Below are 17,449 nucleotides of genomic sequence, written 5' to 3' on the forward strand. Positions count from 1 at the left end.
TTCTCAATTCTCTACGTTGCGGAGTTTGGGGTCCAGAATGTCCCTGAGACCGTCGCCCAGAACATTGAATCCAAGAACGGCCAGACAGATAAAGACGCCCGGGAATACAGCCGACCACCAGGCCAGCTCCAGCCAGTCTTTACCATTGCTCAGCATGACGCCCCAGGAAGGGATGTCAGGCTCCACGCCGATTCCCAAAAAGCTCAGAGACGCTTCCGCAAGAATGGCAAAAGCCAGAGACAGGGTTACCTGTACAATGACCGGAGACAGGATATTGGGAATAATGTGCTGGAAAATGATGGACCGGTTTGACACCCCAATGGATCTGGACGCTTCGATATAGAGAGAGCCTCTGATGGAGAGCACCGCCCCTCTTGCGATTCTGGCAAATATGGGCGTGTACACGATTCCTATGGCGATTACGATATTATTGAGGCTTGCTCCCAGAATTGACATGATGAGCAATGCCAGCAGCACCTCCGGAAAAGAAAACATGATATCCGTCAGGCGCGATAATACGGCATCCAGGGCCCCGCCAAAATATCCGGCTGACACTCCCAGAAGCAGTCCCAGCACAGTGGCGATGGACACGGATACGATGGAAACCCACAGGGAAATCCTGCTTCCATATATCACCCGGGAAAGAATGTCCCTGCCCATATTGTCGGTTCCAAATGGATGGGCGCTGCAGGGCCCCACTAAAACCGCTGTCCCATCCATAAAATAAGGATCGTAAGGCGCGATTGCCGGAGCGAACAGCGCCATGATCACAAACAGCAGCAATACCGCCGTTCCGATGACAGCCAGCCGGTTATGTATATAACGGTCAAAAAAATCCTTCATATGGGTATCTCCTAATATTTAATCTGTGGATTCACAACGCAGTACAGCAGATCCACAATTAAGTTAATCAGTACAAACATCAAAGCTACAAACAAAACCGTGCCCTGCAAAAGCAGATAATCCCTGCTGGTAATGGCTTTCAAAGCCAGCGATCCGATTCCCGGAAGGGAGAAGATCTTTTCAATTACCACGGAACCGCCCAAAAGAGAGCCCGTCTGCAGCCCTAATATGGTCAGTACATTGACCAGCGTATTTCTCACCGCATGTTTAAAGATAACCCTTTTGCCGGATGCTCCCTTGGCCCTGACCATTTTAATATATTCCTGGTCGATCACCTCGATCATGGCGGACCGGGAGGAACGCATCACCACGGCGCTGACCGCGCTTCCCAAAGCCAGCACCGGCATCACCATGGATTTCAGATTGAGAAACAGCCCTTCCGAAACCGGAACAAATCCGCCGGAAGAAAACCAGCCCAGTTTCAGGGACAGCAAAAGAATCATCATCGTGCCCAGCCAGAATCCCGGGATCGAAATTCCCAGAAGGCCTGTAATTGTAACGATGGAATCCGGCAGCTTATTGCGTTTGCATCCGGCCCAGTACCCCATGGGAATTCCGATAAATACAGCCATTAACAGGCTTAAAAATGTCAGTTCCAGAGTGACAGGCAGAGCGGCGCCTAAAAGAGCCGACACCGCTGAACCTGAAGTATAGGAATATCCCATGTTACCCTGAAGAAGCTGCACCAGCCAGATGAAATACTGTTCCACCAGGGAACGGTCCAGGCCGTACTGGGATCTCAGCACCTGGGCTGCTTCTTCCGTATATTGTGTGCCTAATGCGATTGTAGCGAAATCTCCCGGAATCAGCCGCACAGAAAAGAATACCACCAGGGATATCCCAAAGAGAACGGGAATGATACTTAACAAACGTTTTGCAATATAACGGGCCATGGAACTTCCTCTCCTCGCTTCTGTAAATTATTCAAAATAAATGTCCCTGATGGGCCTTGTGGTTCCTGTCGGATGAACCGTATAGCCTTTTACGTTGTTCCTCATGGCAACCGCATAATTATTCATATAAAGAAATGCCATCGGACTATCGTCTTCCAGAATTGTCTGGATCTTTTTATAAATTTCAGTGCGGGCGTTCTCATCCAGGGTCCGTCTTCCTTCTTCCAGAAGCTCATCCACTTCAGGGTTGGAATACAGCTGCTGGTTATAGGCCCCGCCTGTTTTGAAAAGGTTATACACATATTCGTCTTCATCTACAAATCCGGACCATCCGCAGACCGTCATATCGAAGTTGCCCTTATTCAGATCGTCGAAGAACAAACCGGATTCCATGGCGGAAACTTCCGCCTTAATGCCGATATCAGCAAGCTGCTGTTTGATCATCTGGGCCGCATCCACCTGATACTGCCAGTCCGATCCGGCTTTTATGGTAACGGTGATATCTCCGTCCTTATATCCGGCTTCCGCCAAAAGGCTCTTGGCCTTCTCCACATCCCTTGCTGCATACTTGTTATTGCCCACATATGCCGCATGGGTCGGCGGGATATTGGCATCGGCCAGAACTGTGGCGTTGCCCATTTTCACCGCTTTATTGATCATTTCTCTGTCAATGGCATAGGAAACCGCTTCACGAACCTTAGGATCGCTTAAAAACTGGCTTTCACAGTTCATGCCCAGATACTCCCAGAAGGTTCCCGGCACGGATTCAATGACCACATCCTGAGAATTCTTCATCACCGCCACTTCCTGCTCGGTCACATCCATGATCATGTCCACTTCCCCGTTGCGCAGGGCGGTTGATCTGGCAGTGGCATCTTCAATGGTTTTGAACACAACCTTTGGCACAGTCGTATCTTTGGCATTCCAGAATTCATCAAATTTCACCAGATCCAACTGGCTGCCCGGCGTCCATTTCTCCAGTTTAAATGCGGAAGTTCCGCCGTCGGCTTTCGCCAGGCTGCCTCCGTTGGCTTCCACCACATCCTTGTCCACAACCGCATTCATCGGATGGGCCAGATAGGTCAAAAACGGGGCAAATGGTTCTTTTAACTTGATATCCACCGTATAATCGTCCGCCGCTTCCATGGATTCAATCTGTTCAAAATGAGAGGCTCTGACGCCCTGATCGATAATTCTCTGAATGGAATACACCACATCCTCCGCTTTCATCTCGCGGCCGCTATGGAATTTCACTCCCTGACGCAGTTTAAATATGTAATGGGTATCCCCCTCCACCGTATAATCTTCCACAAGGGCCTTCTCCACATCCCCGTAAGTCTTGGAATATTCAAAAAGCCCGTCGTACATGTTCTCAATACAAATGATCGCCGCCGCGTCTGTCACCACATGGGGATCCAGCCCGCTGGGATCCGACTGCTTGGCCACAATCAGCGTATCTTTTCCCGACGCAGTCCCCGGAGCCGCCGATGAGGCCTCCGCCCCTGCCGTTCCTGCCGCCGCTGCCGATGAAGCCGCCGAAGGCTGGGCCGTCTGTCCCCCGCCGCAGGCTGTCAAAGCCAGGGCCGCAACCGCTGCCACTACCGCATATAATTTTTTTCTTCTCATTCAAACTACCTCCTGTTTTTACATAAATTTCCAGAATCAACACCATCTGCACGCTCCGCCGTTCTACAGCGGCATACCAAATCCGCCATGCAGCAACAGTTCAGACAGGTCTGAATTGTTACGCCATACACACCACCGCAGATCATGCTTAAAATCCGGCCATTGACAGAATAAAAAGGCAAAAATGCACACAGGTTCCCGCCAGTCAGCATCTTTGCCTCTTTATACTTTATTAAATTTAGTGTTTTTGGATTATCACTTTAAAAAATAAAGTGATTCAAGATAAAAACTAAATTTTGGTAACTACATAAATAGACTACCAAAATTTGTTTTTTTTGTCAAGACTATTCTGGTTTAAAGTAAGGGGTGTTCTGGTTTAAAGTAAGGGGTGTCAGAAGTAAAGGGTGTCAAAAGTAAAGGGTGAAGCCATTTTCGAAAATGCCTTCACGTTTTAAAGTAAAAGGTGAGGTCATTTTCGAAAATGCCTTCACCCTTCATGTACGAAAAAAACATGCCACAAAATCTTTATTTCGGCACCACATTCTGCTTCTCAACCAGAGTAGAATACACAATCTGGGTACTTGTTTTCCCGAATCTCTGCATCTCCCCAATAAAAGTATCCAATTCCATGGTCCCTTTAAAAACAGCCTTCATCAGCATCCCGTACTGTCCCGTCAGATTATAGCACTCCAGGATAAATTCCGACTCCATCACCTTTTTTTGAAATTCTTCCTCAAAACCTGGCGTCAGTTCCAGGCTGACGAAGGCCATCACAACATATCCCATCACTTTTCTGCTGATCTGCGCGTGATATCCTGTTAAAATACCTGCCTGTTCCAATCTGAAAATCCTGGTGGAAACCGCCGGTGAGGTCAGGCCCACTTCTTCCGCAATCTTTTTTAACGGCATTCTGGCGTTCTTTTCAAGAAGCATCACTATCTTTTTATCTATCTGGTCCACTGTTCAGCCTCCTAGCAATCAATTACCATTTCATTATATCGGTAAACAGATTTTAAAACAACAAAAGAATGTCCCATGTCAATAAAAAAATGAAAAGACGGGAAATCCGGCCCCTAAAGCCAATATTCCCCGTCTCATAATCATAATTTAAACATGTCCTGCTGCTTGTCTGAAAAATTACTGCATCAGCGCTCCGTCCCCCGCAAAGTTATGGGCAACGCCTTCCACCGTATAGGTCCCGGTCACCATAGCTCCGCTGGCATCGCAGTAGTACTGTTTGTTCTTCCAATTGATCCATCCGGTCTTCATATAACCGTCTTCACCAAAGAAATACCACACGCCATTCACCTGCGCCCATGTGCTGGCTGGGTATGTGCCGTCAGCGTTCTTATACCACCAGCCGTTCTGATCCTGTACCCACTCACCGGCAGTTTCCGTTTCTCCCGGTCCCTTAGCGCCTTTTCCTACGGAAGCCGCTTTATTCCTCTCCCGCTCTTCTTCCAGATTATTGATATAGGTCTGGCTGATATCGATCTCTTCAGAATAAGAAGACCATGGGCCGTCTGAAAATTCTCCCTTTCCTAACGGACGGACTTTAAAACGGTAGGAATCGGCCTTTGTAAAGGCATTCTCAAAATTATATTTTGTGTTTTTCGTCTCTATGGTCTTAACTTTGGAGCTGTTGCGGTACAATGTAACCTCATACTTATATGCATCGTCCACTTCTTCCCAATGGGCAACTTCATCTTCCCACCATAAATCCGAAACTTCCGGCAGCCTTTCTTTCGTCGCTCCGTGAACCGTGATAAGGCTTCCTGCCGCCAGCGCAAAGGATAAAAGCAGTACTGCAAACTTTTTAATTTTCATAACAACCATCTCCTCTTTCCAGAATTATTCTCTTCTTCCATTCTACTCCAAGGAGCCGGAAGGTTCAAGGATCAAATTATTACGAATTCCTTTCTTTAAGCCGGTTTTGGCTGTAAGCAGCAACCCGGTTATGGCGTCTAAAGCCGGCTGCCGGCATTTTGCTTCTTCCATTTTTATCACACATACCCCAACAGCCCCGGCAGCCACATGGAGATGACAGGAACATAGGTGACCAGAAGAAGTACCACAAAAATTGCCGCAAAATAATATAAAAGAGGCCGGATCACATTTTCAATTCTGCTCTTTCCAACCTTCACACCCACAAACAGGGTGGTCCCCACCGGCGGCGTGATCGTACCGATACAGAGGTTAAATATCATCATAATTCCAAAATGCACCGAATTCATTCCCAGCTTCTGGCAGATCGGAAGGAAAATAGGCGTAAAGATCAGGCAGGCAGGCGTCATATCCATAAAAGTCCCCACAACCAGCAGCAAAATATTGATAATGATCAAAATCACATACCGATTATCACTGAGCCCCAGCATGGCTTCTGAAATCGCCCCCGGTATCCCCGTAAATGCCATAACCCATGACATAATGCTGGAAACGCCGATCAGGAAAATGATGATGCCCGTCATTTCCGCGCTCCCCAGAAAGATATCCTTTAAATCCTTCCAGGTTATGGATTTATAAAAGAACAGCGACAGAATCAGGCTGTACACCACCGCCACCACAGAACCTTCCGTAGCGGTAAATATGCCGCTGATGATTCCCCCTATCACGATCACGATCATCAGCAGACAGGGTATGGCCTGAAGGGCCACTTTCACCGCTTCTTTTCCCGTATGGGTATCGGAACTCTGATATCCCCGGCTTTTAGCCATAAAATAGATCACCGTCATGCAGGCAAGCCCCCACAGAATGCCCGGAATATATCCTGCCATAAAAAGGGCGGCCACAGAAGTCCCTCCGCTGACTAAGGAGTAGGTGATCATAACATTGCTGGGCGGGATCAAAAGCCCGGTAGGGGCCGTGGCAATATTGGCCGCCGCCGAGAAATCAGGGTCATAGCCCTCTTCCCGTTCAATGGGCCCGATGATGGAACCCATGGCCGAAGCCGCCGCCGTGCCCGAACCGGAAATGGCTCCAAACAGCATATTTGCCACCGCATTGGTATGAGCCAGCGCCCCCGGTATCCGTCCCGTAAAGAGTTTTGCGAAATAAATCAGCCGTATGGCGATTCCGCCTTTATTCATAATATTGCCCGCCAAAACAAAGAACGGAATGGCTAACAAACTGAATATGGAGATTCCTGAGAAAATCCTCTGGGCCCCCGTCAGCACCGCAGGGCCGAATTCCAGTACCGGCAGAATGGCGCAGATTGAAGATACGGCCAGCGCAACCGCAATCGGTATTCCAAGAAGCAGCATTATCACCAGAAGAATCAGGATAATCCCGCCGGACAACCACGCAATTTCCATCACTCTACCTCCTTTTTCCCTATCATTTCCGCAATATTCATGGCATTATAAATCATAATCAGCCCCCCGGACAGCGGGATTACCAGATAAACATAGCCCATGGGGATCTGAAGTGAGGCTGTAATCTGGGACATGGTAAGCCTGGTAATCTGGATTCCGCCATACAGCATCACCACGCCCGCAAACAAAAAGATCAGGATTTCAATTCCAATCTCCAGCCAGAGCCGCTTCTTCCCGGTTATTTTATCCGCCAGAAATGCCATCCTCATGTGGTCCCGTTTCCCAAACACATATGCCGCAGCCAATAAAGACATCCAGGTAAAGGAATAGGTCAGCAGTTCTTCCGATACCGTACTCGGCCGGTTAAAAAAATACCGGGTCATAATCTGATAAGTACCCACGACCGTCATCAGCGCGAATAAACATACGGTGACAGTTCCCAGTATGCGGTCTAAAAAATCCCGGATTTTTTGTATTCCTTCCATTGCGTTATCCCTCCTTCCTCTGTTCATTTATTTTCTGGATATGCTCATAAACATCCCGGATCGCCGGATTTTCCTTCAGCATTTTCTCATGGAGGGGCAGGACCTTCTGCTTGAATAAATCCACATCCACATCGATGAATTCCACGCCCATTTTTTCTGCGGCCAGCTCTTTTGCCTGTTCCACCTGTTCGTCCCAGGCTTCCAGTTCCACCTGAGTTGAGAGTCGGGCGGCATCCAGAAATATCTTCAGTTCCTCCTCAGAAAGGCTGTTTAAGAAACGCAGGTTCCCGATCAGCATATCCGGCACCATTTGGTGCTTATTATAGGAATAGTATTTTGCCACCTCGCCGTGTTTGTTGTTGGTTAAGGCCAGTTCGTTGTTCTCCGCCCCGTCGATCACGCCCTGCTGAATGGCCGTATAAACTTCGCCGAAACTCATAGGAGCCGCCGCCGCGCCGAATTCCTTCATCATCTGGACGCTGGCCGGGCTCTGCTGAACCCGGATCTTCATGCCCCGCAGATCATCGGGGGTATAGATCGGCTTCTTGGCGTAAAAATTGCGGACGCCCGCATTATACCAGGTGATCACTTCAAATCCCGCTTCCTCTGTGGAACGGTAAATCTGACGCATATAGTCTTCATCCCCCATCACCGCCCGGTAGGTCTCCTCCGAATCGAACAGATAAGGCATGCTGAACACCTCATAAATGCGCGCAAATGTCTCCAGATTGGCGGTTCCGGCCACAACAAAATCAATGGCCCCCGTCTGAACCAGTTCAATTGCCTTCTGGGCAGACCCCAGCAGTTCGTTGGGGAAAATCTGGACTTCATATTTATCGCCTAAATGTTCCTCCACGTATTCTTTAAACGCCAAAAGTCCGATATGTTCCGGATGGGTTTCCGACTGGCCATGGGAAATGCGGATGATCCGTTTTCCTGAACCAAATCTCTGACACCCGCCAAGGCATAAGGTCAAACCTAAAATTACTGCCAGCAGTCCGGCTGCAGCCGGTTTTACTTTCATGCACTTCATCCTTCTTTCCTTTCCAAAAGCTGTCATTCATTTTACCGGCATATTGTGCCCATTTTCAGGCAAAAAAATTCAGGAAAGCATAAGCCTTCCTGAATTGGACTTTTTTATTTATATTTTTTCTGCAGGGTAAACCCTCTTCCTCTCACTTCGCTGACCTGATTGATGATCATAAATGCCTGATCGTCGATTTCCATCACCATTTCGCTCAGTTTTGACAGCTCGCGGCCGGAAACCACCGCCAGAACCGCGTAAGATTCCTTTCTGGAATAGCCTCCTTCGATCTCAAACAGAGTGGTTCCCCGGTCCATTTTCTGCTGGATCTGCCTGCTGATCTCTTCGAATTTTCTGCTGATAATCTTCACCTGCATCTGGTTTCCTCCGATCAGAAGCACCTTATCCAGCACAATCGTATAGATCAGGACCAAAAGCAGCCCATAAAGGATCTGTTCCTTATCCGCAAACAGCATTTGCAGCAATAAAATGAGGCAGTCAAAGGCGTACATGGTGACGGAAACCGGTAAGCGGAGCTTTTTGTTGAGAACCAGCGGCGGAATATCCATTCCTCCGGTAGACGCCCCGGCCCGGATCACCATGCCGATGGCCCCGCCGATCAAAAGTCCTGCAAATATGGTGGCCAGCATCTTATCTTCCGTTATCACAAAATCCCCGATCAACCTTTGAAGCTGACCCAATATAAACGGATAGTAAAAACTGCTGATCAAAGTGGTCACCGCAAACGCTTTCCCCAGCACGAATAACCCCAGAAAAAACATCAAAAGGTTAAATACCCCCACAACCCCCGCAATGGGGATTCCCATATGGTAATTGGCCACTAAAGCTAATCCGGTAGTTCCTCCGGTAATTAAATGACAGGGCAGTACAAACAGCGCCACCGCCAGGGCATACAGGGTATTTCCGGTTATAATAAGCGCGATTTTCTTCATGTGTTAATCCTCTTTATCATGTTCTTCTTCCGCCCCATAGCCTTGACCCAAAATTCACCACAGATTTCTGTGCGGATTCGTCGCAGCGGCACGGTTTAACGCATTTGATTATCCCACATTTGCTTCATTCCTGCAACCCCTGAATACCGTTCCAATCTGTTAACCCCAAAGCATTTTCTTTCCATTTTCAAAGAAGATCATCTCTTTTTGTCCTTTTGAAAGTTTCTTCGTATCTTCCAACGCCTTTGCATTCTTTGCCACCGTCATCGTGCCCGTATGGGGAAAATCACTTCCATACAACAAATGATCTGCCGAAGCCACTTCCAATACAAGTTCCAGCTGCCTCGGCTCCACATATCCGGCCAGGTCAAAATATGCCTGTTTTAATGCAAAATCCAAATCCGGCCGGTCGTCCGCATACCGCTTAAAAAATACATCCAGCCGGTCCGACAGGATTGGCGCCAATGCCCCTGCGTGAGAAAAGATAAACCGGATATCAGGATAGCGTTCAAATATATGATTCAGACACATATTGACAAAGGTCCTCGTCGTATCAAAGAAAAACTCCATCGCCGGTATGGGAAAGCCGTCGCAGACGCCTTCCGGTATGCGGGCCGGCTGGGTTGGATGAATGTGTACAATGCTTTTTTGACGGTTCATCTCTTCCATAACCGGATCCAATGCCGGATTACCCAGGTAAATGCCATCTGAGTGGGTATTTACCGAGAACCCTTTTGCTCCTTTCAAAAGCGCCCGCTCTGTCTCTTTTAAGGAATGATCCCCATCCGGCAGCGGCAGTGCTGCCAGAAAACCCAATTTTTCTTCATGCCCGGAAAGCATTTCAGCGATTTCATCATTATTTTTTCTCACCGCCTCTATGGTCTTCGCTGTATCCATACAGCAAAAATAAGGAGATGAAATTCCCAATAGGGCGTACTCAATCCCATTTTCCTCCATCACCTTCAACTGTTTCTCCACATCCCATTCCGGCGTTTTAAAATGCTCAGGCTCAGGTCCATAATGTTCCATCAGAAAATCCCTGTAACTCTTTGTAAGATAGTGAACATGAAAATCCATTTTTTTATACATCCGCTTTCACCTCCTTGATTATTTTCTCATACGCGTTGCGGCTGCATATCTTTTCATATGCCATTTGTGAAATCCTTCCCTTCTGCACCTGTTCGTCCAGCCAGCCTCCAAACGGGAAATTCATAGCCACATTGGCCATGTCCGTTCCGAAAAACAGACGGTCCTGATATTTTTCCAGAAACTTTATTCCAAAATCAGGATCCCGCATCATCGCGTTTCCTCCACTGTTGGCGGAAAGATCACAATATAAATTCTTGTAGTTTTCCATCAGATATGGCAGTCTCCCTCCAGGCTCTACCAGACCGGACGGATAACCGCCGCGCCCTTTTTCCGCGCAGGGATCATTATTACTGATCTCATACCAAAAGGCCTGAGAATGGCCGATCAGCATTAGTTTGGGAAATTTCTTCAGAGCCTCTTCTAAAAGATAAAGTCCCGGTTCATCGATTATTCCATACTGATTGTCAGGATCAGGGCTCAGATGAAAGAGAATTGGCAGTTCCAGTTCTTCGCTCGCTCCCATAATTTCTTCCATATAAGGGTGGTCAAGAGGCAGATGTGTCACCCACTCTCCCAGCCCCAGAGCCCCCTGTCTCTTCATTTTCTTTAACAGGTTATATGGATCTTTCTCTCCCTGCGGTATATTGCAGAACCAACAGTAAAATTCCGGGTATCGCTTTACAATCTCGGCGGCGGCATGATTAGACGTAAACATATCGTTCTGATCCTCCAACGACATGATAACCGCCCGTTCAATCCCCAGTTTCTCCATATGATTCTTCATTGCCGAACAACCGCTGAATTTTACATGATTAAATTCTATATCAGAATCATTTAAGGCAACATGCGCATGAATGTCTACTTTCTTCAATGCTTTCCCCCCTTAATTTTGATTCCTCCCACATACACAGATTTCACCATTATCTGATCATCAAATATAATGAGATCCGCATCCGCTCCAGCCGTCAGCTCTCCCTTTTTTCCCTGGAGGCCCAAATGCCGCGCAGGATTTTTCGCAGCCATGCGGACTGCCGCCCACAACGGCAGTTCAGCTTCCCGGTAACAGGTTCTTACGAGAGTATCCGCACAGGCAATACTGCCTGCAAAGCAGCTCCTGTCAGGCATCTTCGCCACGCCGTCTTCTATGATGATCTTCATCCCCAGCATCTCCTGCTCTCCCGTTAAATCCGTTCCCGCAAAAGGGCCGGAATCCGAGATGAGCATAATTTTATCATAACCCTTGCATTTTACCGCCAGTTGTATCAGTTCCGGCGGTAAATGGCAGCCGTCACATATCAGTTCCACGTCAAGATCATCACACAGCAGACCTGCTTCCGTTAATCCCCCATGGCGGAATCCATACTTACGTGTCACTGTGGACATCGTTGTAAATAAATGGATAACACAGGAATACCCATTTCTTTTGGCTTCCAGAACCGTTTCATAGTCCGCCATGCTATGTCCCATACAGCCTATAATTCCCTTTTCTCTCAGGAATCGGCCAAATTCCATGGCCCCCTCTAATTCAGGAGCTGCCATCCATCTCACTATGCTGCCATCGGCTGCTTCCCATAAGGCTTTATAATCAGATTCTTTTATCTCGTTTTTCTTTAGTTTCAAACCTACCCCCACACCCTTTGCTGCCTGATTAGAGGAAGTATACGGACCTTCAAAAAACAACCCCGGAACAAACGGCAGACCGGGGGTTTTTGATATTTTTTTCCATATATCCGCCATAGCCGCAGCTTCGTCTATGGATCTCGCAAGAGAAGTGGGTACGATTGTAGTTGTTCCATGATCCAGATGTGTATGGAGCGCAGTCTGATACTGCTCCCAGGAAGGTTCCATAAAACTCGCCCCTCCCCCTCCGTGTGTATGAACATCAATAAATCCCGGGGAGAGATAATTTCCTCCGCACTCAACCACCTCAGCACTGCCCGCAGCCAATTCCAATTCTTCTCTTTTTCCAACGCACACGATCTTTCCGTTATCTTCCAAAAGGCCTCCATCTTTTAAAATCCTGTCCGGCAGAATCAAGTCACATGACCGGAAAAAACGCATATTTACCGCCTCCTCTTTTCTTCATCTGAAATATCTATCCTGATGCTGATTTCAGCGTTCAGGCTCTCTCCCGCTCCAAGGCATGTAAGCGTATCCGGCGCTATATGAAACGCGTCAGCCGGAGCGGACCATGGCTCCAGGCAGACAAAGTGCTTTTCTGGTCGTGACCAGAGCAGCGCATATGGAAATTCTTGTGAAAATGCCACCTCCACCATGTGCCCGTTTCCCTTATCCAGAAAAGAAACGCTCTCCTTACATCCGGACATCATTGCCCCGTATTCCCGGATTCCTTTCCACGGAAACAGAAACCTCTCAGGCGCCGGATTCCTTGACTGTTCGGAAGGAATCCATATTTCACGGGCATGAAGCCGAAATTCTGTCTGCTGCAGTGACGAAATATAGAAATAGGGATGGAAACCGAAGGAAAAGTACATAGGTTTCTCAGACTGGTTTTTATAAGTCTGGAATACATAAAGCTGATCTCCCTTGATCCTGTACTCCAGCTCTACGCAAAATTGATATGGAAATGACCGCTCTGTGAACGCGTCCGAAGTAAACCTCAGCCTTAGATATGCCCCGTTCTGCCCCCAGCCAGTATCCAAAATCTCCCAAACCTCTTTTTGCGCAAGTCCATGCATGGGCATAGGATATAGGGTTCCATCAATCGGGCAGACATCTTCTTTGAGTTTTCCGCACACCGGAAACAGCACCGGCATCCCGCATTTTGGCCGGTCTTCCGATAAAAGGTTATCAGGATCACAGTAGATAAATTCCTCCCCATCCTTTTTCAGACTAACCAGCATACCGCCCCGGGCAGGAAGGATGGCGGCCCTAAGGCCGCCGTCACTGCTTTCCAAAACCAGTTTCTCCTGCTCCAAAATTCTGTATGTTTCTATTTCATGCATTGCAGACTTTATCCCCGCTTTCTTTCCGCTATCACCCGCTGGACTTCTTCCATCTTTTCCTTAGTCAGATCATAGTACCGCATCGCAATCAGTGTTGCGACGTGTCCAAGAATCGGCACCACGCAGAAGCAGATTAATATTACTGAGTTAAACGTTCCATTTACGGGTTCGTTCGGAGTGATCTTTACAGCCCCGACGCCGGCATAGGCCAGCGCAAATCCAACGATAAGAGTTGACAGTGAGGATAATAACTTATCAATAAAAGAAAAAATGGTCGCCACCATGCCCGGAACATATCTGCCGGAACGGTATGTCTCATAATCACTGCAGTCCGCGATCAAAGGTGTTAGCGTGGACATGGATACGTAAGTGATGCATTTCTGCAGCATATACAGACCTAAAAATATAAATGGTACTTCCGGATTCGGCTTAATAACATACATTAAAGTCAACAATGCCAGAGATAAACAGGTGGTTGTTAAAAAACATCTCTTCAAGCCGACTTTTCTTGCCAGCATGACCCCTAAAAATGAACAGATAATTGAGGGGACCAGTACCATCATGGAAAATTTCCCCTGTAAGGAGGAGTTCAGCAGAATATTGGCAAAAATATAGGTCAATGTTCCGCTCATCAGCATAGAGCCCAGCTTATCCGTAGCCGCGGAGACGATCAGCATTTGCAGAGGACGATTATGTAACGCGATGTCAAGATACGCGGACACCTTGACCTTCTCAGCTTTTCCTCTGTTCGTAAAATTCTCAGACCGGTCTTTACTCCAAATGCCGGCCACCGCCAGAATTGTCAGAAATGCCGATAACAAAATAATAATCAAAGAGGCCATTTTCCAGAGTTCCGGGTTCACCATTCCCTTATTTGGTGCATACTCGCCGACTGAATAGATTCGGGCCAGATATGTGGTAATTAAAAACGGAATAATGGCTGATATAATCTGGCAGCCAAATCCGTCAAAAAATGTAAAAATTGGACGCTGCTTCGGATCATTGGTCAGAATTGTCTGCGCTCCCTTTGTACAAATCGTCTGAAAGGTATAGCCGATAATATAGAGGAAATAAAAAACTGTCGTATAGATATATTTTCCGGTTATGGAAAGCGTTACAGGAGTCCGGAACAGTGACAACAGACAGACGCCGATTATTATATTTCCAGCTATCATAAAGGGCCGGAATTTTCCAAATCTGCCGTCGGTACGATCAATCCAAAAACCTACAATCGGATCTGTAATTCCGTCAAACACCCGGGTGAATGTAGCAATCATCCCTACAATTACTGCCGCCAGCCCTAATACATTCTGAGTATAATAGGCATAATACGCCATTAAAAAGTTGGCACAGTTTGTTGCCACGTTATTCATAGAGAAACATCCAATCTGCCACAGTTTCGCTCTGTCATAATTTGTTTGGTTATCCATTGTATCCCCCTAAATATTTTCATTTCAGTACGCGTTCCTGATAATCAAATTATAACAGGAACTTCCCGTTGAAGTTAGGATTATCTTATGATATACTGGTACTATCTTATTCTCATAGGGGGCGTATAAATGGCTGAATACACGGTATTTCATATGATTGCGGATATGATTGAAAAATCGACCGGCATCGCTGTCTCCTTTCTTCCCAATACAAAGGGACAGCTGAGCCATTATGATCAATTTCTCTCTTACGGATTATCCCGCCTGGAGTTTGATAATTTCCAGGAAGGGAAGATGTACTGCCTGGAAGATTCCCTCCATGTTCATACTGTGATTATCAGAAGACGCCTTCCAGACGATATTTTAATGATCGCAGGTCCCTTTTTGACGGAAGAGCCTGCCAGTGAACGGGTGATTCAGGTAATTGCAACGAATGGAATGCATCCTTCCATAAAGCCGGCCTTACAGGATTATTACCGTTCACTGCCCCTTGCTTCTCTTCCACAGGTACGGTATTATGTGGGCAGCGCCGGCCGGTATCTTTATGGAGAAACGATAAAGTTTGACATCGTTATGCTGTCCTTGGGTAAAACTGACGCTGCCAAACTTCATAACGATCAGAAAGAGCAGCTGACCGCTTTTCGCCAGATTGAAAAAAATTATGATTTAGAAAAGAAAATGCTGTGGGAAGTAACCCATGGGAACCGCAAGGAGGCCCTCGAAACTTATGAAACTCTCTATCTTTCTATTTGCAAGCAGTTAGCCGGTGAAAGGCAGCTCCAGTCTTCCAGGTGCTATAGCCACACATTTAACGCTCTGATCCGGAAAGCGGCTCAGCAAAGCGGTGTACACGTTTCGCTTCTGCATACAGTATTTCAAAAACACATGGACAGAATCGAGCACTCTATGACCGCGAAAGGGCTTCATGATGGGAATCTTATTATGCTGGGGGATTATATGACACTGGTTCAGAAATTATCTATGGAACGCTATAGTAAATCCATTCGCCAGACCGTGGCATTTATCCTGAACAATCTCAGTTCCGAATTAAATTTATCCGCCCTGGCCAGTCTAAGCAATCTGTCCCCTACTTATTTAGCGTCTTTATTCAAAAAAGAAACGGGTGTCACCATCATTCAGTATATTCTACACAAGCGTATGCAGCTCGCGGCTAACCTATTGATTAATTCGGGAATGCAGATTCAGGAAATCGCATTGTATCTGGGTTACCAGGATACCAGCTATTTCTCCCGGGTATTCCGAAAGGAAATGGGAATGTCCCCTCAGGAATATAGGAAAACACAAAAAATCCTGGAGCCCACCCCCCATCCATTCCTACCCGATGTCCGTCCTCTGTAAAATAATGCCGGAAACCTACAGATATTTTTTTCTGTATACCAGAAAACATCCCGCCGCAGCTGAGAAAACCACTCCTAAAATCACCAAGACAATTTGCATAGGGTATCTTTCTTTTTGAAGTAAAATAAGCCTTTCAGTTGTTCCCGCTTCAAAAATCAGATATTCCCCTTTTCGTTCTGTCCCAAGGATACGGAGTTTTGGCCCATCAATTGTCTCATCGATTATGGCGGCGCTCATGTACCCGCTGCGATTTCCGGTATATACCCTCATGCGCACTGTTTCCGCCTGAGCCGCAGCAGTTTTATCCGCCCAAAGGATCTGATAGTTTACGGTTTTTATCTCTTCTCCATCGGACAGAAAAACAGCCTGAATCCTGTAAAATTCCGCCGGTATACTGCTTAACTGTATAAATTCCCCATAAGCAAGGCCATCCGCCTCATCCCGGTGTGTAATTCCATCGTTGGCCCCTAATCCATTGTCCACATAGATATTGGCAGTGATCGTTCCTTCCTCATCCCCCTCCCCTACAATGCTTCCATGGTACTCACCCGGAATATCTTCTTTTTTACCGTCCTCACTCCTTTGAATGACCGTCATACCGTAATTGCCCTCCACCGTCTTCGCGTATCCCGCAATTCCACCTACATAATCACCGCCGGTAATGGTTCCTTTCACATAGTTCCCCTTCATTTTTCCTTTTCAGTATCCTGCGATTCCGCCTGCATAATGCTTCTGGACCAGAATCTCTCCTGTATTGTTACAGAGCCGGACGACTGCCCTTGCATCCCGATGAACATTGAGCGTCCGGCCCTCGTCAGTATCAATATTCTGCTCTGTGCTAAAAGGCGTCTCTAAGCAATCATTCCTGTAATGCCGCCGGTCTGATAGTCACCGGTTATCATCCCCGTATTGGAACAGGAAAGAATCAGCCCCTTCCCTTCTCGTATAATAAGTTTATAGCCAAATAAAACAGGCTATAGACTTATTTTTTTTTGGTATAGATATAAGGATATTCTATGATGTCATGTCAGGAGTGCTGGTTCCTCCTTATCCCATCTATACCACTTACAAGTTACTTTATACCAGAGATTCCCGATGCTATAATGATTTCCAGTGGAATCTTAGCTAAGGTCACTGCTGCTGCCCGTCCTCAAAGCCTATGGCTATTGCTCAAAAAGCTTGCAGCCCAGACGGTGTGCCCCTGACTGCTTACACAAATGCTGCATCTCCAGTTCTAGCCTCCAGCAGGGTATTTCTACTGGAGCAATGCTGATAACGCGAGACTTCAGCGGGTGCATCGAATCGGGATAAGCTTTGGCTCTGCTTCCCCATCCTTACCTGAAAGGTGGTGATTACACATGAAGAAAATCGATTACCTGTCAACGCTTTTCGTTGGGATCGACATTGGGT

16 protein-coding genes are annotated in these 17,449 nt (G+C 47.1%); 1 reads left to right on the forward strand and 15 read right to left on the reverse strand.

Annotated features, from left to right (window positions below):
* Positions 1 to 3: 3 nt before the first annotated feature.
* The 14 genes from GPL15_RS20920 to GPL15_RS20985 all read right to left on the reverse strand — a co-directional run bounded on the left by GPL15_RS20920 (position 4) and on the right by GPL15_RS20985 (position 14,680).
* Positions 4 to 843 carry an ABC transporter permease gene (locus GPL15_RS20920; protein WP_215700613.1) on the reverse strand — a complete coding sequence of 280 codons (840 nt, stop codon included), beginning with the start codon at positions 841 to 843 and terminating at the stop codon, positions 4 to 6.
* 11 nt (positions 844 to 854) lie between these two features.
* Positions 855 to 1,796, reverse strand: a complete 942-nt coding sequence (locus GPL15_RS20925) for an ABC transporter permease (RefSeq protein WP_215700614.1) — start codon at positions 1,794 to 1,796, stop codon at positions 855 to 857.
* A gap of 27 nt (positions 1,797 to 1,823) precedes the next feature.
* Positions 1,824 to 3,422 (reverse strand): ABC transporter substrate-binding protein, encoded by a 1,599-nt coding sequence (locus tag GPL15_RS20930; RefSeq protein ID WP_215700615.1) that lies wholly within the window; start codon positions 3,420 to 3,422, stop codon positions 1,824 to 1,826.
* 525 nt (positions 3,423 to 3,947) lie between these two features.
* Positions 3,948 to 4,382: an Lrp/AsnC family transcriptional regulator gene (locus GPL15_RS20935; RefSeq protein ID WP_215700616.1), complete on the reverse strand. Its 435-nt coding sequence runs from the start codon at positions 4,380 to 4,382 to the stop codon at positions 3,948 to 3,950.
* Positions 4,383 to 4,559: 177 nt separating this feature from the next.
* Complete coding sequence (locus GPL15_RS20940) at positions 4,560 to 5,249, reverse strand: hypothetical protein (protein WP_215700617.1); 690 nt, start codon at positions 5,247 to 5,249, stop codon at positions 4,560 to 4,562.
* Positions 5,250 to 5,425: 176 nt separating this feature from the next.
* Positions 5,426 to 6,733 (reverse strand): TRAP transporter large permease, encoded by a 1,308-nt coding sequence (locus tag GPL15_RS20945; RefSeq protein ID WP_215700618.1) that lies wholly within the window; start codon positions 6,731 to 6,733, stop codon positions 5,426 to 5,428.
* Complete coding sequence (locus GPL15_RS20950; protein WP_215700619.1) at positions 6,733 to 7,218, reverse strand: TRAP transporter small permease; 486 nt, start codon at positions 7,216 to 7,218, stop codon at positions 6,733 to 6,735. The genes GPL15_RS20945 and GPL15_RS20950 overlap by 1 nt, the downstream gene beginning before the upstream one ends.
* A gap of 4 nt (positions 7,219 to 7,222) precedes the next feature.
* Positions 7,223 to 8,251, reverse strand: a complete 1,029-nt coding sequence (locus GPL15_RS20955) for a TRAP transporter substrate-binding protein (RefSeq protein WP_252198539.1) — start codon at positions 8,249 to 8,251, stop codon at positions 7,223 to 7,225.
* A 104-nt stretch (positions 8,252 to 8,355) separates the two neighbouring features.
* Entirely contained in the window at positions 8,356 to 9,195 is an 840-nt protein-coding gene (locus tag GPL15_RS20960) for a YitT family protein (RefSeq protein WP_215700620.1), read from the reverse strand.
* A 159-nt stretch (positions 9,196 to 9,354) separates the two neighbouring features.
* Positions 9,355 to 10,284: an amidohydrolase family protein gene (locus GPL15_RS20965; RefSeq protein WP_215700621.1), complete on the reverse strand. Its 930-nt coding sequence runs from the start codon at positions 10,282 to 10,284 to the stop codon at positions 9,355 to 9,357.
* The gene (locus GPL15_RS20970) at positions 10,277 to 11,155 is read right to left on the reverse strand and encodes an amidohydrolase family protein (RefSeq protein WP_215700622.1); all 879 of its coding nucleotides are present in this window, start codon (positions 11,153 to 11,155) and stop codon (positions 10,277 to 10,279) included. The genes GPL15_RS20965 and GPL15_RS20970 overlap by 8 nt, the downstream gene beginning before the upstream one ends.
* Positions 11,152 to 12,345, reverse strand: a complete 1,194-nt coding sequence (locus GPL15_RS20975; RefSeq protein ID WP_215700623.1) for an amidohydrolase family protein — start codon at positions 12,343 to 12,345, stop codon at positions 11,152 to 11,154. The genes GPL15_RS20970 and GPL15_RS20975 overlap by 4 nt, the downstream gene beginning before the upstream one ends.
* A gap of 2 nt (positions 12,346 to 12,347) precedes the next feature.
* On the reverse strand, positions 12,348 to 13,250 hold the full coding sequence (locus GPL15_RS20980; RefSeq protein ID WP_215700624.1) for a hypothetical protein: 903 nt from the start codon (positions 13,248 to 13,250) through the stop codon (positions 12,348 to 12,350).
* Between the two features lie 8 nt (positions 13,251 to 13,258).
* Entirely contained in the window at positions 13,259 to 14,680 is a 1,422-nt protein-coding gene (locus tag GPL15_RS20985) for an MFS transporter (protein ID WP_215700625.1), read from the reverse strand.
* A gap of 129 nt (positions 14,681 to 14,809) precedes the next feature.
* Here GPL15_RS20985 and GPL15_RS20990 point away from each other — a divergent pair, with 129 nt between their 5' ends.
* Complete coding sequence (locus GPL15_RS20990) at positions 14,810 to 16,039, forward strand: AraC family transcriptional regulator (protein WP_215700626.1); 1,230 nt, start codon at positions 14,810 to 14,812, stop codon at positions 16,037 to 16,039.
* Between the two features lie 15 nt (positions 16,040 to 16,054).
* Here the strand turns inward: GPL15_RS20990 and GPL15_RS20995 are convergent, their stop codons facing one another.
* The gene (locus GPL15_RS20995; RefSeq protein ID WP_215700627.1) at positions 16,055 to 16,714 is read right to left on the reverse strand and encodes a hypothetical protein; all 660 of its coding nucleotides are present in this window, start codon (positions 16,712 to 16,714) and stop codon (positions 16,055 to 16,057) included.
* Positions 16,715 to 17,449 lie beyond the last annotated feature (735 nt).

This window comes from Clostridium sp. MCC353, from assembly GCF_018785315.1.
GTDB lineage: Bacteria > Bacillota > Clostridia > Lachnospirales > Lachnospiraceae > CHH4-2.

Coding starts and splice junctions, on each gene's coding strand:
- GPL15_RS20930 (WP_215700615.1), bottom strand. CDS start 3,422: ATGAGAAGAAAAAAATTATATGCGGTAGTGGCAGCGGTTGCGGCCCTG.
- GPL15_RS20920 (WP_215700613.1), bottom strand. CDS start 843: ATGAAGGATTTTTTTGACCGTTATATACATAACCGGCTGGCTGTCATC.
- GPL15_RS20980 (WP_215700624.1), bottom strand. CDS start 13,250: ATGCATGAAATAGAAACATACAGAATTTTGGAGCAGGAGAAACTGGTT.
- GPL15_RS20960 (WP_215700620.1), bottom strand. CDS start 9,195: ATGAAGAAAATCGCGCTTATTATAACCGGAAATACCCTGTATGCCCTG.
- GPL15_RS20955 (WP_252198539.1), bottom strand. CDS start 8,251: ATGAAGTGCATGAAAGTAAAACCGGCTGCAGCCGGACTGCTGGCAGTA.
- GPL15_RS20975 (WP_215700623.1), bottom strand. CDS start 12,345: ATGCGTTTTTTCCGGTCATGTGACTTGATTCTGCCGGACAGGATTTTA.
- GPL15_RS20990 (WP_215700626.1), top strand. CDS start 14,810: ATGGCTGAATACACGGTATTTCATATGATTGCGGATATGATTGAAAAA.
- GPL15_RS20950 (WP_215700619.1), bottom strand. CDS start 7,218: ATGGAAGGAATACAAAAAATCCGGGATTTTTTAGACCGCATACTGGGA.
- GPL15_RS20985 (WP_215700625.1), bottom strand. CDS start 14,680: ATGGATAACCAAACAAATTATGACAGAGCGAAACTGTGGCAGATTGGA.
- GPL15_RS20925 (WP_215700614.1), bottom strand. CDS start 1,796: ATGGCCCGTTATATTGCAAAACGTTTGTTAAGTATCATTCCCGTTCTC.
- GPL15_RS20945 (WP_215700618.1), bottom strand. CDS start 6,733: ATGGAAATTGCGTGGTTGTCCGGCGGGATTATCCTGATTCTTCTGGTG.
- GPL15_RS20965 (WP_215700621.1), bottom strand. CDS start 10,284: ATGTATAAAAAAATGGATTTTCATGTTCACTATCTTACAAAGAGTTAC.
- GPL15_RS20940 (WP_215700617.1), bottom strand. CDS start 5,249: ATGAAAATTAAAAAGTTTGCAGTACTGCTTTTATCCTTTGCGCTGGCG.